At 47.0% G+C, this 15,066-nt stretch carries 18 protein-coding genes; 6 read left to right on the forward strand and 12 right to left on the reverse strand.

The annotated features are described in order from the left end of the window. The first annotated feature begins 17 nt into the window (after positions 1-17). Positions 18-689 (forward strand): alpha/beta hydrolase, encoded by a 672-nt coding sequence (locus IEN92_RS01120; RefSeq protein ID WP_216159768.1) that lies wholly within the window; start codon positions 18-20, stop codon positions 687-689. Here IEN92_RS01120 and IEN92_RS01125 read toward each other — a convergent pair. Both IEN92_RS01125 and pmbA read right to left on the reverse strand, forming a co-directional pair. Then, on the reverse strand, positions 682-1,467 hold the full coding sequence (locus tag IEN92_RS01125) for a sulfite exporter TauE/SafE family protein (RefSeq protein WP_216159771.1): 786 nt from the start codon (positions 1,465-1,467) through the stop codon (positions 682-684). The genes IEN92_RS01120 and IEN92_RS01125 overlap by 8 nt on opposite strands. Before the next feature lie 28 nt (positions 1,468-1,495). After that, entirely contained in the window at positions 1,496-2,842 is a 1,347-nt protein-coding gene (gene pmbA / locus IEN92_RS01130; RefSeq protein ID WP_216159774.1) for a metalloprotease PmbA, read from the reverse strand. Between the two features lie 26 nt (positions 2,843-2,868). Here pmbA and mog point away from each other — a divergent pair, with 26 nt between their 5' ends. Then, entirely contained in the window at positions 2,869-3,492 is a 624-nt protein-coding gene (gene mog, locus IEN92_RS01135) for a molybdopterin adenylyltransferase (protein ID WP_216159777.1), read from the forward strand. A gap of 13 nt (positions 3,493-3,505) precedes the next feature. Here the strand turns inward: mog and orn are convergent, their stop codons facing one another. Continuing rightward, on the reverse strand, positions 3,506-4,093 hold the full coding sequence (gene orn, locus IEN92_RS01140) for an oligoribonuclease (protein ID WP_215373661.1): 588 nt from the start codon (positions 4,091-4,093) through the stop codon (positions 3,506-3,508). Positions 4,094-4,108: 15 nt separating this feature from the next. Here orn and IEN92_RS01145 point away from each other — a divergent pair, with 15 nt between their 5' ends. Both IEN92_RS01145 and rsgA read left to right on the forward strand, forming a co-directional pair. Beyond that, positions 4,109-5,359 carry a M48 family metallopeptidase gene (locus IEN92_RS01145; RefSeq protein WP_216159780.1) on the forward strand — a complete coding sequence of 417 codons (1,251 nt, stop codon included), beginning with the start codon at positions 4,109-4,111 and terminating at the stop codon, positions 5,357-5,359. A 13-nt stretch (positions 5,360-5,372) separates the two neighbouring features. Next, entirely contained in the window at positions 5,373-6,386 is a 1,014-nt protein-coding gene (gene rsgA, locus IEN92_RS01150) for a ribosome small subunit-dependent GTPase A (protein WP_216159782.1), read from the forward strand. Here the strand turns inward: rsgA and IEN92_RS01155 are convergent. The 6 genes from IEN92_RS01155 to rpsP all read right to left on the reverse strand — a co-directional run bounded on the left by IEN92_RS01155 (position 6,331) and on the right by rpsP (position 10,294). Further along, on the reverse strand, positions 6,331-7,290 hold the full coding sequence (locus IEN92_RS01155) for a CobD/CbiB family protein (protein WP_215373666.1): 960 nt from the start codon (positions 7,288-7,290) through the stop codon (positions 6,331-6,333). The genes rsgA and IEN92_RS01155 overlap by 56 nt on opposite strands. Then, on the reverse strand, positions 7,287-8,024 hold the full coding sequence (locus IEN92_RS01160) for a CoA pyrophosphatase (protein WP_216159785.1): 738 nt from the start codon (positions 8,022-8,024) through the stop codon (positions 7,287-7,289). Before IEN92_RS01160 ends, IEN92_RS01155 begins: the two co-directional genes overlap by 4 nt. Before the next feature lie 65 nt (positions 8,025-8,089). Then, on the reverse strand, positions 8,090-8,485 hold the full coding sequence (gene rplS, locus IEN92_RS01165; protein WP_216159787.1) for a 50S ribosomal protein L19: 396 nt from the start codon (positions 8,483-8,485) through the stop codon (positions 8,090-8,092). Between the two features lie 116 nt (positions 8,486-8,601). Then, positions 8,602-9,354: a tRNA (guanosine(37)-N1)-methyltransferase TrmD gene (gene trmD, locus IEN92_RS01170; protein WP_216162079.1), complete on the reverse strand. Its 753-nt coding sequence runs from the start codon at positions 9,352-9,354 to the stop codon at positions 8,602-8,604. 39 nt (positions 9,355-9,393) lie between these two features. Beyond that, a complete protein-coding gene (gene rimM / locus IEN92_RS01175) occupies positions 9,394-9,957 on the reverse strand; it encodes a ribosome maturation factor RimM (protein WP_216159790.1) in 564 nt (187 codons plus the stop codon). 91 nt (positions 9,958-10,048) lie between these two features. Further along, on the reverse strand, positions 10,049-10,294 hold the full coding sequence (gene rpsP, locus IEN92_RS01180) for a 30S ribosomal protein S16 (RefSeq protein ID WP_128112547.1): 246 nt from the start codon (positions 10,292-10,294) through the stop codon (positions 10,049-10,051). 224 nt (positions 10,295-10,518) lie between these two features. Between rpsP and IEN92_RS01185 the strand changes: the two genes are divergently transcribed. After that, a complete protein-coding gene (locus IEN92_RS01185) occupies positions 10,519-11,061 on the forward strand; it encodes an META domain-containing protein (RefSeq protein ID WP_255539732.1) in 543 nt (180 codons plus the stop codon). Between the two features lie 19 nt (positions 11,062-11,080). Continuing rightward, complete coding sequence (locus tag IEN92_RS01190; protein WP_216159793.1) at positions 11,081-11,527, forward strand: hypothetical protein; 447 nt, start codon at positions 11,081-11,083, stop codon at positions 11,525-11,527. Between the two features lie 7 nt (positions 11,528-11,534). Here IEN92_RS01190 and IEN92_RS01195 read toward each other — a convergent pair whose 3' ends face one another. Genes IEN92_RS01195 through IEN92_RS01205 form a run of 3 tightly spaced genes read right to left on the reverse strand, consistent with a single transcriptional unit; the run spans position 11,535 to position 15,057 of the window. Further along, the gene (locus IEN92_RS01195; RefSeq protein WP_216159796.1) at positions 11,535-13,322 is read right to left on the reverse strand and encodes an acyl-CoA dehydrogenase; all 1,788 of its coding nucleotides are present in this window, start codon (positions 13,320-13,322) and stop codon (positions 11,535-11,537) included. 49 nt (positions 13,323-13,371) lie between these two features. Next, on the reverse strand, positions 13,372-14,307 hold the full coding sequence (locus tag IEN92_RS01200; protein WP_215373678.1) for an electron transfer flavoprotein subunit alpha/FixB family protein: 936 nt from the start codon (positions 14,305-14,307) through the stop codon (positions 13,372-13,374). After that, positions 14,308-15,057 carry an electron transfer flavoprotein subunit beta/FixA family protein gene (locus IEN92_RS01205; protein WP_215373680.1) on the reverse strand — a complete coding sequence of 250 codons (750 nt, stop codon included), beginning with the start codon at positions 15,055-15,057 and terminating at the stop codon, positions 14,308-14,310. Positions 15,058-15,066: the final 9 nt, after the last annotated feature.

Genomic DNA, 15,066 nt, shown 5'->3' on the forward strand with positions numbered 1-15,066 from the left:
ATTTTTGCGAGTCCACCATGGAATTACTGCCTTGTATTGAATTAGAGACATCTCCCCAGCCGAGCGCTGCTGTTATTTGGTTGCATGGCCTTGGGGCTGATGGCAATGACTTTGTTCCCATCGTCCCGGAATTGGATCTAGCGGGCTGCCCTGCCATTCGCTTTATTTTTCCGAGCGCACCAAGCATGCCTGTCACCGTCAATGGAGGCTATATCATGCCTGCCTGGTATGACATTCTGGGGCGCAACTTAGTGGATCGAGAGGATGCAAGCGGTATTCAGGCGTCGGCATCCGCTATTGCGAAACTCATCGAACGCGAAGCAAGTCGTGGCATTGCTTATGAAAATATCGTTCTAGCAGGCTTTTCACAAGGATGTGCGATGGCCTTGCAGCTTGGTTTGCGCTTTCCCAAAAAGCTTGCAGGCATTATTGCCCTCTCTGGTTACTTGCCATTAGCAACTTCTCTGTCTCTAGAGAAACATAGCGCCAACCAAAACACCCCCATCTTTATGGCCCATGGTGAATATGATCCCGTTGTTGCACTCGAGCGCGCCCAAGCATCTTGTGCATTGCTTGAGAAATTGGGGTACTCCGTCAATTGGAATGAATATCCAATGGAGCACTCAGTCAATCCGACAGAGCTGATGGATATATCGCGCTTTTTACAAGAAGTGCTGAGAGCTAATTAAGCCCGTCTGCAATCAACTTGATACTGGCAATCAATAAGAAGAACTGCACCAGACGGTAATACCATTTGATAGATATTTTCTCGGCTAAATAAAAGCCGAGATAGACACCCACAGGTACGCAAGGTAACAGAATCGCTGAGGTAGCCAGTTGTTGAAAACTCAGTAAGTCTAAATAGGCATAGGGCGCTAATTTCCCAAAGTTTAGGAAAGTAAAAAATACTCCGAGCGTCGACGTGTAAGCCATAGGGGCTAACTTTTCTCTCAGCATAAAAATCGTGACTGGGGGGCCGCCATTGTGAGCCACAAACGAGGTGAAGCCTGACAGCACCCCCATCAAGCGTCCCAACCAAGGATAAGGTTTGGCCTCTTTCAAATCAAAATGGGAGGTGACCAGCATCTGGATAAGAAATAACAAAATGAAGATACCAACAAACAGGGTTAAAGCCTTGGGTGTGATGATAGTAAACAAGATCATTCCGATCAGCAGGCCAATAAATGCTGGTGGAAGAATCAACTTTAAAATTCGCCAATCGGCATTCTTAATGAAGCGTCGTAAGCCAACTAAATCAATGGCAATAAGTAGTGGCAATAAGATTGCCAAGGACTCATTCATGCTTGACTGGCTTGCCATTAAGGGTAAGGACAACACACCCAGGCCAGCGCCAAATCCACTCTTTGAAATTCCTACAACAATCACACTGACAATTGCGCAAATAAAGAATATTAAGGAATGTGCCTGAAAAGATTGGGCAATCGGCGCTAATAAAGTTTCAAACATCCTCTGGGTCTATCTCTTCAGTCTTTTACTATTTGCCGCCAACTGTCATGGAGCCAATCAAGATAGAGCCCGTCTCTTTAGTGCCTCGGATAAGGGTATCGCTACCGATGAGTGCAATGTCAAGCAACATATCGCGTAAGTTACCCGCAATGGTGACTTCTTCGACAGGATATTGAATCTCACCATTCTCGACCCAATAGCCAAATGCACCGCGTGAGTAATCGCCCGTGACATAGTTCACGCCCTGACCCATTAATTCAGTGACGAGCAGACCAGTACCCATTTCCTTTAATAGTGCAGGGAGACCGCCTTTGGGTGTCTTCTTACTTTTAAGGGTGAGGTGATGTGAGCCACCAGCATTGCCAGTAGTCTTCATACCCATCTTACGGGCTGCGTAAGTGGATAAAAAATATCCCTCTAAAATTCCTTTATCCACTACAGTACGCGCACTTGTTTTCACGCCCTCTTCATCAAATGGCGCACTCCCTGTCATTGACTTGAGATGTGGATCTTCAAAGAGGCTGATATGTTTAGGTAACACTTGTTTGCCTAAGCTATCCAACAAGAAACTGGATCGCCGATACAAGGCACCACCAGATACTGCCTGTACTAAGCCCCCCAAGAGGCCAGCGGCTAAAGGTGCCTCAAAGATCACGGGGCAACGACGAGTTGTCAGGGATCTCGCCTTTAATCGGGAGAGTGCACGCTGTGCGGCATATTTACCAATCGCGGCAGGATCTGCCAACTCTTCAGGTATACGAGAACTCGAATACCAATCATCCCTCTGCATATTGCTCTGTTTACCACCCTCACTTGCAATCGGCGCACAGGAAATATAGTGACGTGAGAATGGATATCCACCCATAAAGCCATGACTGGTCCCCATCATGAAATGTGCGTGATGAGCAGATACTGAGGCGCCATCGCTATTTTGAATTTGCTTGCTTACTGAGAATGCAGAGCCCTCTGCTATTCGGGCTATCTCTACTGCGTGTGCTGCGTCGATATTCCAAGGATGAAACAAATCTAGATCTAAGGGGTTTTTCTCCAGAAGCTCTCGTTCTGCAGGACCAGCACAATGATCTTCAGCAGTATGTTGGGCAATGTGATAAGCCGCATCGACGGTTGCCTTTAAAGAGGCTTCAGAAAAATCACTGGTGCTAGCGTTGCCGCGATGATGACCCAAAAATACCGTGACGCCCACTTGCTTATCCAAGCTTTGCTCAATAGTCTCCACTTCGCCCTTGCGTACCGTAACCGATAAGCCCTGCCCCTCTGATACTTCAGCCACTGCGTCAGAAGCCCCTCTTCTCTTGGCCTCTTTGAGCATGAAATCGACAATTTCTTGAAACTGGTTTGATGTGTAGGTAAACATGCCCTAATAATAGCTAGAATAGAAACATGAAGCAGAATGAAGCCCAAAACCCCATATCCTCAGACCAAATCACCATTGGCCTAATCTCAATCTCAGACCGAGCCAGCCAGGGCGTCTACCAAGACGAAGGTATCCCTGCCCTACGAACCTGGCTTACCAACGCTATTAGCAACTCCTGCACCTTTCACGAACGCTTGATTGCGGATGAGGCACCCTTAATCACCAAAACCATCATTGAGCTAGTTGATGTTGTTAAATGCGACCTAGTACTGACTACTGGTGGCACTGGACCCTCACGCAGAGACGTCACCCCGGAAGCGACTCTGAGTGCTGGCACTCGTGAGATGCCTGGGTTTGGTGAGCAAATGCGGCAAATTAGCCTGAAATTTGTACCGACAGCCATTTTGTCTAGGCAAGTTGCTACCCTGAGGGAGATTCAAGATCATGCTGCATTGATCATCAATTTACCCGGACAACCCAAAGCCATTGCTGAGACTCTTGAGGGACTCAAAGATGAAAATGGTAAAGCAATAGTTCCAGGCATCTTTGCGGCGGTACCCTACTGCATTGATTTAATTGGCGGACCTTATATCCAAACGAATGAATCCATTGTGAAAGCGTTTCGACCCAAGAGTGCTTTACGCAAGTAACAGTACTTTTGTTTTACTGCGGCAGCGGCACAATAAATTTATCGCGGTAGTACTTTAGCTCTTCTATCGATTCTTCGATGTCAGCTAAAGCAGTATGGGCCTGCTTTTTTGTAAAGCCTTTAACTAACTCTGGATGCCAACGCTTGCATAACTCTTTCAGAGTAGAAACATCCACATTGCGATAATGAAAGTACGCCTCTAACTTAGGCATGTACTTCGCCATAAAGCGTCGATCTTGTCCAATCGTATTGCCGCACATTGGCGCAATTCCTGCCTTGATGTATTTCTTTAAAAACTCGATGCACTCCGCTTCAACCGTTGCCTCATTAAGGGTAGATGCCTTAACCTTGTCAATTAATCCAGAGCGTCCATGGGTACCTTTATTCCAAGCATCCATCGCGTCTAAAACAGCATCATCTTGGTGTACCACCCAGACTGGGGCGGTGGCAATGGTATTGAGATGGGCATCGGTCACAATGATGGCGATTTCCAGGATTCGCTCGGTTTCGGGATTTAAGCCCGACATCTCCATATCCACCCAAATCAGGTGCTCATTTGCTGGTGCAGCCTTGTTGGCTGTTGTGTTTGTTTGTTCGCTCATATCTATAATGATCTCATGACCTTCACAATTATTTTTCTCATTGCCTTTATTGCTAGTTTTGGCCTTCGCCACTGGCTTTCCCAACGTCAAATTCGCTATGTTGCCCAGCATCGCGATCAAGTTCCCGCAGAATTTGCCGCAAAAGTCACGCTTGCAGAGCATCAAAAGGCTGCTGACTACACGATTGCTAAATTACGCCTCGGTATTTTAGAAAATGGAGTCAACGCCATCATTTTAATTGCCTTCACTTTAGTCGGCGGTTTACAACTTCTCAATATGGAACTACTCCAATTATTGGGCGAAGGCATTCCTCAGAAAATCGCTCTACTGGCCTCCATTGTCATCATCTCCGGCATCATTGATCTCCCCTTCTCTTGGTATAAACAATTTTCTTTAGAGGAACGTTTTGGCTTTAACCGTATGGGCAAAAAATTATTCTTTATCGATATGCTCAAAGGTTTGGTGCTGGGTGCCGCGATTGGGGTTCCATTACTCTGGATTATTCTAGCTTTGATGGCTCAAGCCGGGGATTTATGGTGGCTCTGGGCCTGGGGCGTCCTCACTGTATTTAGTTTGCTCATGCAGTGGATCTTCCCTACGTTTATCGCTCCACTATTCAATAAATTTCAAGCCCTAGAAGAGGGTCCTCTGAAGTCACAAATTGAAGCGCTCTTAAAGCGCTGCGACTTTGCTAGTCAAGGTCTGTTTGTTATGGATGGAAGCAAGCGTAGTGCGCATGGCAATGCATTTTTTGCAGGCATGGGCAAAGCAAAACGCATTGTCTTTTTCGATACCTTGATTGAGAAACTCAACCCTGGTGAAGTCGAAGCGGTATTAGCGCATGAGCTTGGCCACTTTAAATGCAATCACATTCGCAAACGTCTCTTGATCTCATTTGCCTTGAGCTTTGGAATGTTTGCACTACTCGGCTGGATTAGTACTAAGTCCTGGTTCTACACCGACCTTGGCGTCCTGCCTAACCTGAATGGCTATAACGGTGGTCTGGCCTTAGCCCTCTTTATGCTGGTATCACCGGTGTTTAGTTTTTTCTTCACGCCACTTGCTAGCTTAGCCTCCAGAAAACATGAGTATGAAGCCGACGGCTTTGCAGCGCAGAAATCCTCGGCAACAGATTTGATCTCTGCCTTAGTGAAGTTGTATCAGGACAATGCGTCCACACTGACGCCTGACCCCATCTACACTGCCTTCTACAGCTCTCACCCACCCGCTCCTTTGCGGATTGCTAACTTACAGCGTCTCAGTTAAATCTATATCTGCAATGGATACATTCCACGCGCTACTCACCGCCTCTTATGGCAGGCATTATTTAGCGCAGCGTTTGCTTAAGGATTCCAACGGCAATGAATCGCCCGATGGTCCCCTCATTCAGGTTAGCACCCCCAATAAACAACACGTTGGCGCCGTGGGTGATCGTTTGCTTTTAGAGATGACCTCATCAGATCAAGCCCGCATTATTCAAATCGAGCCTCGTGAAAATATTCTCTATCGCTCAGATGCCTTTAAGAGCAAGATCATCGCTTCCAATGTCGATCAAATTTTGGTGGTCTTGGCAACACAACCTGCCTTCTCTCCAGACCTCCTCGGAAGAGCGGTAGTAGCGGCTGAGGCCAATCAAATTGGTTTGCATATCCTCTTAAACAAAAGCGACCTTACAGAAAACTTAGAGCATGCTCGCAAGATTATTGCGCCCTATGCCCGTATGGGTTATCCAGTCAGCGAGGTGTCTGCCAAATTTGATCCTAAATCGATAGAGACGCTTCGCCCCGCATTACAGGGCAAGGTCTCGGTCTTCGTAGGCCAGTCTGGCATGGGCAAATCTAGCCTACTCAACGCCTGGGTTCCCAACGCAGCTGCGTTAACTCAAGAATATTCAGTACGCTTAGATACTGGCAAGCACACCACTACTGCTTGTCGTTATTTTGAATTACCCGAAGCTTGGGGCAGAGATACATCTGGTAAGTTGGGTGCCTTAATTGACTCGCCAGGCTTTCAGGAATTTGGTTTAGCTCACATGTCCGTCAGTGAATTGCAGCACGCTTTTAGAGAATTCAAAGATCTGCTGGGGAAGTGTCGCTTTCATAATTGCGCACATCAATCGGAACCCGATTGCGCAGTACGTGATGCAGTCGATAGAAATGAAATAGCGCCAGAAAGACTGGCGCTATTTAGACAACTTCGCTCTGACTCAAAAACAGCAGATACCCAAATTCAGGGAATTAGCCAAGCCAAAGAGCGATGGTCAGCATTAGCAACAAAGCCATCCAAGCGATAACCAAGCGCCATACCAAACCCACAGCAGAGCGCATCGAACGCTCAGTAGGCTCAAGACCTACTTCGTAGATCAAGGGCTCGCCAGCCTCAGCCATACGCAATGCTTCATCACTATCAGGCTCAGATAAAGGTTCGCCTAAACGCACGCCTAAAGCACCACTACCAGCGGCCAAAATAACGGCAGATAAAGAATCGTCCCATTTTTGAGTGAGATAACGCCAGCCATAAACAGCACCTTCAAAATTACCCACAATCGCAAAGCCCATCGCGGTGATACGCGCAGGAATCCAATCCAACACGTAGAAGAAATGACGAGCAGCTTCGCTCAAATTGAAGTCACCACGCTCAGACCATCGTTGTGCGGCAATATCCGACAAGCGATATAGCACTACACCAGCAGGACCCATTGGCATCATGAACCAAAATAAAACACCGAAAACATGGCGATGTGAACCAATAATGGCACGCTCAAGCGCTAGGGAAATCACATCGGTTTCAGAAAGATTGGAGGTATCGAACTCTGGGCCGTACCACTCACCTAAGGCTGCGCGAGCTGCAGGTAAATCATGGGCCTGAATTGCTTCATGCACCAAAGTGAATGAGTGGCTAAATTGGCGAAACCCAAAGAACAAATAAGCAATAGCAACGTTCCACAAGAAACCTAGGATTGGAAAGGTCACCATGCAACTAACGTAAATGACAAACACCAAGAAGGTTGGCAAAATAAATGCCACTAAGCAGGCAATACGTGCACCTACTGGACTGGCACCATCTTCACTCTTGCCACCAAACTCACCAGCGACCCAATCCAACCAGCGATTGCACATGCGCACAATCCAATGGTGAGAAGTGACTGGGCGATATTGCTCAGCAATGAGGGCGAAGAGAATAGAAAAGAAAGTCATACTTTTAATAAATGATAAAGGTTACGTAACATGCCTGCCGTGGCCCCCCAAATAAAGCGGTTCTCGTACGGCATTGAATAAAAGCGGCGACTACCTTGTTCGCTTTGCCACAAGCGAACTTGGTGATTCGCTGGATCTAGCAAAAAACTCAAGGGAACTTCAAAAACATCCGCCACTTCAAATTCATCCAAGACATATTCTGCCTGAGCTTCTACCAATGCTACTACTGGTGTGACGCCATAGCCAGAAACAGTTAAATATTCAGGCAAATGGCCAATAATCTCCACCCGGCTACGGTCTAGACCAATCTCTTCCTCGCTCTCACGTAAGGCAGTGTCATCTGGACTTCGATCTTCGGCATCCATTCGGCCACCTGGAAAGCTAATTTGGCCCGCATGATCTCGTAGGTGATCCGTTCTTTGGGTCAGCAATACAGACAAACCCCCTTCTCTCAGCAACAACGGAATAAGAACTGCTGCCTTAGTCACTTTGCCAGCAGCCTGCCGACGCGCAATGATATCGGCAGCAATCACATGACGGTTTTCATCGGTAATTTCTGGCTGCCAGCTGGGTTGGCACGCAAAGAGTGCTCTTAATGCCTCCGGGCTTAAGCGCTCTGCAGGAACCTTGTCTTGATAGTCACAAACTTCATGAACCGGAATTGCTTGCGCGTCAAACCCTGGAGGCGCAGCTACATTGATTGCATCATCTTCGGGTTTGGCAGTCTTAGTCATAGGCTTATTCTAAGGCAACAAAAAAGGCGACCTAGGCCGCCTTTCTGCTTGCATCAAAACGACAATTACTCAGCAGCTGGAGCAGCTGCTACTTTAGTGCGCGCTTGAAGCTTTTCTTTAATACGTGCTGACTTACCAGAACGGTCACGCAAGTAATACAACTTGGCACGACGGACATCACCGCGACGCTTGACTTCAACGCTAGCAATCAATGGTGAGTATGTTTGGAAAGTACGCTCAACGCCTTCACCAGAAGAAATCTTACGCACTATAAAGCTGGAATTGAGTCCGCGATTACGCTTAGCAATCACAACGCCTTCAAAGGCCTGGGTACGCTTACGAGTACCTTCAACAACATTCACACTAACAACTACTGTGTCGCCAGGAGCAAAGCTTGGCAATACTTTGTTAGCACTTAAGCGAGCAATTTCTTCTTGCTCAATTTTTTCGATCAAATTCATTTTTAATCCTTAAACATCTTATTAGCGTTTAATCCCGAGATAAAAATCTACGGACCTAATAGAGGATGCAGTTAATACCATTTCACTAAACCAAAAACCAAACTTTTCAATAGCACTCAATTGGATAGAGAGCGAAGAAATTGTTCATCTTCTCGGGTTAGCAACCCATTAGCTCTGGCAGATTCAATTAAATCTGGCCTTAGCCTGAACGTCAGCTTTAAAGACTGTTGCCGACGCCAATCCGCTATTTTAGCGTGATGTCCGCCTAAAAGCACGTCCGGCACTGATAAATTTTCATAAATTTCAGGGCGGGTGTAGTGCGGATAGTCCAAAAGACCGTTCATAAAGCTATCCTGGGCAGCGGATTCGCCATCCCCTAGCGCTCCTGGAATGAGTCTAATCACCGCATCCATCATCGCCATAGCGGGGATTTCGCCCCCAGAAAGGACAAAATCACCAATAGAGAGTTGAAAATCGACATTTCGGTCTATAAACCGTTGGTCCAATGCCTCATATCGACCACAAATGAAGTTGATATTGCCGTAATCCAGGATGGTGGCAGCCATTTTTTGGGAAAAACGCTCCCCTTGGGGGGCTAAGAGGCAGATAGGCCCCGTTTTTATCCCCGCAGCCTGATGAGACGCCTTAATCCCTGCAACTGTGTCTTCGAGGGGTTTGGCCATCATCACCATTCCAGGGCCACCGCCATAAGCGCGATCATCGACTGTCTTGCGGGGGTCTGTACAAAAATCCCGAGGATTCCAAAGATGCACGCTGGCTAAAGATTGTTCGCATGCGCGACCAGTAATACCCCACTGTGTAAGAGCAGAGAACATATCTGGAAATAAGGTCACAACATCAAAGCGCATATCTGAATTCAGACTCATTCATTACTGTGGGTTTTGCAATCACCAATCACTCTGCCAATCGAGGATGATGGTCTTATTGGGTAAGTCTACGTTTTGCACTACTTCTTTTACAAATGGTACCAATTGTTTTATCACTTTAGTTTGCGCATCACCGATTGCAATGACACCATGCGCACCATTCTCAGTAATGTCTATCACCTCACCTAAAGCTTCGCCTTGAAGATTAACAGCGTGACATCCAATCAAGTCAACCCAATAATAGGAGTCGCCATCCGGCTTAGGGAAGGTTTCTCGCGTTACCAAGATTCTGGCGCCCTTTAATGCAAGTGCTTGATCTCGATCGCCAACACCTTCAAGCGCCATCACGACATTACCGCTGTGCATCTTCGCGCTCTTTACTGTGTATTGCGTTAGTGAGGCTTGCTCTATAGACGCAGAGACACCCGCCTCCCGGCGTGGGATGAGAGATAGCCAAACTGCTTTAGAAGAGAGAAGTGCTACAGGGTCGGATGAGTGAGGTCTAACCTTCACCTGCCCTTGCAGCCCTTGGGCCTCAGAAATGGCGCCAAGTTCAATCAAATCATTTAGGGAAGGTGTACTCATTTGCAAGACACCTTATTTTCCCGAGATAGAACTACTGAAAATCCTGCCACTAAAAACTCCACCATGAGGATGAAGTCTCTAGCGAAATTATTTAAACAGCAGGATTATTTTTGATCAAACGAACAACAGTTGGAGATACTTGCGCACCAACACCAGTCCAGTAAGTCAAACGATCTTGAGCGATGCGCATTGCTTGCTCAGATGCAGCTGCTTGAGGATTGAAGTAACCAATGCGCTCGATGAAGTTCGAGTCACGACGGTTGCGCTTATCAGTAGCAACAATGCTGTAAAAAGGGCGCTTCTTAGAACCGCCGCGTGCCAGTCGAATGACGACCATACTTATTCCTTAAAAAATCTAAAATGAAAAGGTTGCTTCCAACCCAATGAAATTTCTACAAAAAATTCTTGGTTCCAGCCCACCAATAAAACATACGGCAATGCGGAAAACCTCATATTCTAGACGAAAACCCCTACTTTTTCCACCTGTTTGAAGGCCTAAGTCAGTAGAATAGCGGAATACAGTACATAAAAAATATATACAAAACAATAACTTAGAGAAATATGTCCACCAGAATAAGCGTCGATTTTTCCATCCAGGCACCCCCAAAAGACTGCATCCGGAATCTATTTGTGGTGTTTTTGTCTCTAAGCATGGCTTTTTTGACTGGCTGTGCCAACGTCATCCCACCGTGCAACGCTAAAACCAGTCCGCCCAGTAGCGAATTACGCAACACCAAATGGGAGCTTACGCGCTGGAATTTGCCCCCCAATAGCAATGGTGAAGTACGCACCCGCCAAATTCCGCAAGGTGAAGCTAGTAATCCGATTCAGATTACTTTTGATGCTAATGGTCAACGCATCAGTGGTTCTACTGGCTGCAATCGATTTACAGCGCTGCTAGATGAGGATGGTCGTGGCTTTACCTTCAGCAAAATCACCAGTACCAAAATGGCATGCAGCCCACAGCGGAATGAATTGGAGAATGACTTTCTCTATGAGCTCAATGACTACCGCAGCATTGTTCGAAACGGTGATCAATTACTGATGATTGGCAGTGACCGTGAAGTCCTTAGTTTTACTCAGCGTCCCAATACAAATCAATAAATCCATTAGAAAAATATAGATGAAAAACTCCAAACTGATTTTTTGTGCTCTCGGCTTATTTTTTCCTGGCAGCGGTCTGAACTGTTTTTACCTGCAAGGCTGGAAATCCTTTTGGGCTTGGGCGCAATTATTTGCATTGATTGGCGGCATAGCTGGCTGGACCATTCTGAAAGATACCCACTTTCATTCAGCAGCAGGCTGGATCCTCATTACCTTTGGTTTTATTGCGATTGAGGCAAGTTGGTTAACCACGATCGCCTTTGGCCTACGCCTTGATGAAAAGTGGGATGCGCAATTTAATCCTGGCATTGAAGAGCAGCATCGCACCCGCTCGGGTTGGCCGGTGATTCTTACTGTTATTTTTGCACTCGTTTTGGGTGCTGGTGTGATGATGACTTTTCTAGCAATTGCTTTCGAGCAATTCTTTATTTCACAACTCTACGAAGCCAGAAAGCTATCGCAATAATTGCTACCTAGAATTGCTCAACTTCTAAAGCATTTGTAGAGTGACCACTCTCTACAATTGATATTGTCAGCGCCTGAGCTTGTGGCAATAAATTTTCAGCGAAGAATCGTGCAGTAGCAATCTTGGCCCCATAAAAAGCAGGGTCGCTATCACGTAAACGCTCTGCAGCTAAAAGCGCTCGTGCCATTTGCCAGCCACCGAGCACCAAGCCTGAGAGACGCAAGTAAGCAAAGCTGCCAGCGTAAACTGCCTTGGCATCGCTCTTAGCATTTGCCACTATGTAAGCTACTGCCTCCTCGAATGCGGCGCGACCAATAGACAGCTGCTTGAGCACCGCTTTCGCATCAACAGAACCGCTGGCTGCTAGCGCTTTTTCGGTTTCAGCAATTTTTTGTGAGAGTGCTTTTGCGGTAGCTCCGCCATCACGCACTGTCTTTCTACCAACCAAGTCGTTCGCCTGAATAGCAGTGGTGCCCTCATAAATCGTTAGAATGCGCGCATCTCGATAATGTTGAGCTGCGCCTGTTTCTTCAATGAAACCCATGCCACCATGCACTTGCACACCGAGGCTTGCAACTTCAATCGACATCTCGGTTGAGAAGCCTTTCACAATTGGCACTAGGAACTCATAAATTGCTTGGTTAGATTTGCGTGCAGTCTCATCTGGTGCCGCATGTTGCGCATCATATGCAGCGGCAGCGTAATAAGCCAATGCGCGAGAAGCTTCTGTGTAAGCGCGCATGGTCATCAGCATGCGCTTGACATCAGGCTGATGAATAATCGCTACCGGACCTGCAGAGCCGGACAAATCACGGCTTTGGATGCGATCTTTAGCATATTGCACTGCCTTTTGATAAGCACGCTCCGCCACTGCAATGCCTTGCATACCGACTGCAAAGCGAGCTGCATTCATCATGACAAACATATATTCCAAGCCGCGGTTCTCTTCGCCAACCAGATAGCCAATAGCACCGCCATGATCACCGAATTGCAAGACAGCAGTTGGGCTCGCCTTAATTCCTAATTTATGTTCAATCGAGACACAGTGAACATCATTCCGCTCACCTAAGCTGCCATCTGCGTTGACCAAAAACTTTGGCACCACAAATAAAGAAATTCCTTTAACACCCTCTGGCGCATCAGGAGTTCTCGCTAATACTAAATGGACAATGTTCTTGGCCATATCGTGCTCGCCATAGGTAATAAAGATCTTCGTTCCAAAAATCTTGTAAGTACCATTGCCCTCCGGTACAGCACGTGCTCGCACCATTGATAAGTCGGAGCCAGCCTGTGGCTCAGTGAGACACATTGAGCCAGTCCACTCGCCTGAAATCATATTCGGGACATATTGCCCCTGAATTTCTGGGCTAGCTGCAGTGAGCAAGGCTTCAATTGCACCGTCTGTCAGCATAGGACACAAAGCAAAAGACAAACTCGCTGAGTGAACCATCTCAAAACAAGCGGTAGCAATGAGTTTTGGCAAGCCCTGACCACCAAACTCCGCAGGATGAACTACACCCTGCCAACCAGCAGCGGCAAATTGCTCAAAGGCTTCTTTAAATCCAGGGGTTGTTGTAACAACGCCATCTTTCCAGGAGCTGGGGTTTTGATCGCCTGGCCAATTGAGTGGCGCAACGACGTCTTGATTAAATCTGGCTGACTCTTCCAAAATCGCCGGAGCTAAATCCACATCCGCCCCAGCTTCAGCATAAGACGGATAGGCAACCACATCTGCTAACCCAGCTAATTCATTCATTACAAACAGCATGTCTTTTACTGGGGCTACGTATGGCATTACAACTCCTCTTTATTTAAATCACATCTTGCAGCATGACTAGTTACTCTTAGCCAAGCGCTTTTATAAGCTCTGGTACTGCAGTATTGAGGTCTGCAACCAAACCATAATCCGCCACACTAAAGATCGGGGCCTCAGGATCCTTATTGATTGCAACGATCACCTTGGAATCCTTCATACCCGCTAAGTGCTGAATCGCACCTGAGATGCCAACAGCGATATACAGTTGTGGAGCAACAATTTTCCCAGTCTGACCCACTTGATAATCATTCGGCACGTAACCCGCATCTACCGCAGCACGCGACGCACCCAAGGCGGCGCCCAGTTTGTCAGCTAAGGGTGCAATCAGTTCTTGGTATTTCTCACCAGAACCTAGACCGCGACCACCTGAAACAATAATCTTGGCGGCTGTCAATTCGGGACGATCAGACTTCGTGAGCTCGCGTCCAACAAAGGAAGAGCTGGTATTGCTTGCAGTAGCTTCTTGCTTTTCAATACTTGCAGAGCCTCCAGAAGCGGCCACAGGGTCAAAACCGGTTGTACGAACAGTAATGACCTTCACTGGATCGCTTGACTGCACAGTTGCAATTGCATTACCAGCGTAAATAGGACGCTCGAAGGTATCGGCAGATACCACCTTCGTAATATCGGACAACTGAGCAACATCTAGCTTGGCAGCAACGCGTGGCATCACATTTTTACCATTAGCTGTTGCTGGAGCAAGCAGATGGGTGTAGTGCTTGGCAATGGAAAGAATCTGGGCAGCCAAGGGTTCAGCCAATTGATCCGCTAGATGCGCAGCATCAACTTGAATAACCTTGCGTACACCCGAAATTTGCGCAGCCGCAGTCGCAGCAGCGTCAGCACTGTTACCAGCAACTAAAACATCTACTTCTGGAGAACACTGCAGGGCAGCTGCTACAGCATTTAAGGTTGCCGCTTTTAGAGATTGATTATCGTGTTCAGCAATAACGAGAGCAGCCATTTAAATCACCTTCGCTTCATTTTTCAGTTTTTCTACCAAGGCTGCAACATCAGCAACCATTACCCCTGCGCTACGCTTCGGCGGCTCTTCCACCTTCATGGTTTTGAGTCGCGGTGCAATATCCACACCGAGATCTTCGGGCTTCACAATATCAATCGCCTTTTTCTTGGCCTTCATAATGTTGGGCAAAGTGACATAACGTGGCTCATTAAGGCGCAAGTCCGTTGTAATCACTGCGGGTAAATTCAAGGCGATTGTTTCTAGACCACCATCAACTTCGCGTGTCACAGTAGCCTTACCATCAGCAATCACCACTTTAGAAGCAAAGGTTGCCTGTGGAATATCCATCAGGCTAGCCAACATCTGACCGGTTTGATTGCTATCGTCATCAATAGCTTGTTTACCCAAAATAATGACTTGGGCTTGTTCTTTTTCAGAGAGGGCTTTGAGAATCTTGGCAACCGCTAATGGTTGTAGTTCGGCATCGGTCTCTACCAGGATCGCACGATCAGCACCAATCGCAAGTGCAGTGCGTAAAGTTTCTTGGCACTGGGTTACGCCTGCAGTTACTACAACAATTTCAGAGGCAACACCAGCCTCTTTTAAGCGAACTGCCTCTTCAACTGCTATCTCATCAAAAGGATTCATGCTCATTTTGACGTTAGCTAGATCGACGCCTGAACCATCAGACTTGACTCGAATTTTGACGTTGTAATCAACGACTCGTTTTATTGCAACTAAGATCTTCATTTGGAATTC

Source organism: Polynucleobacter sp. MWH-Creno-3A4 (assembly GCF_018881885.1).
In the GTDB taxonomy this organism is placed as follows: domain Bacteria; phylum Pseudomonadota; class Gammaproteobacteria; order Burkholderiales; family Burkholderiaceae; genus Polynucleobacter.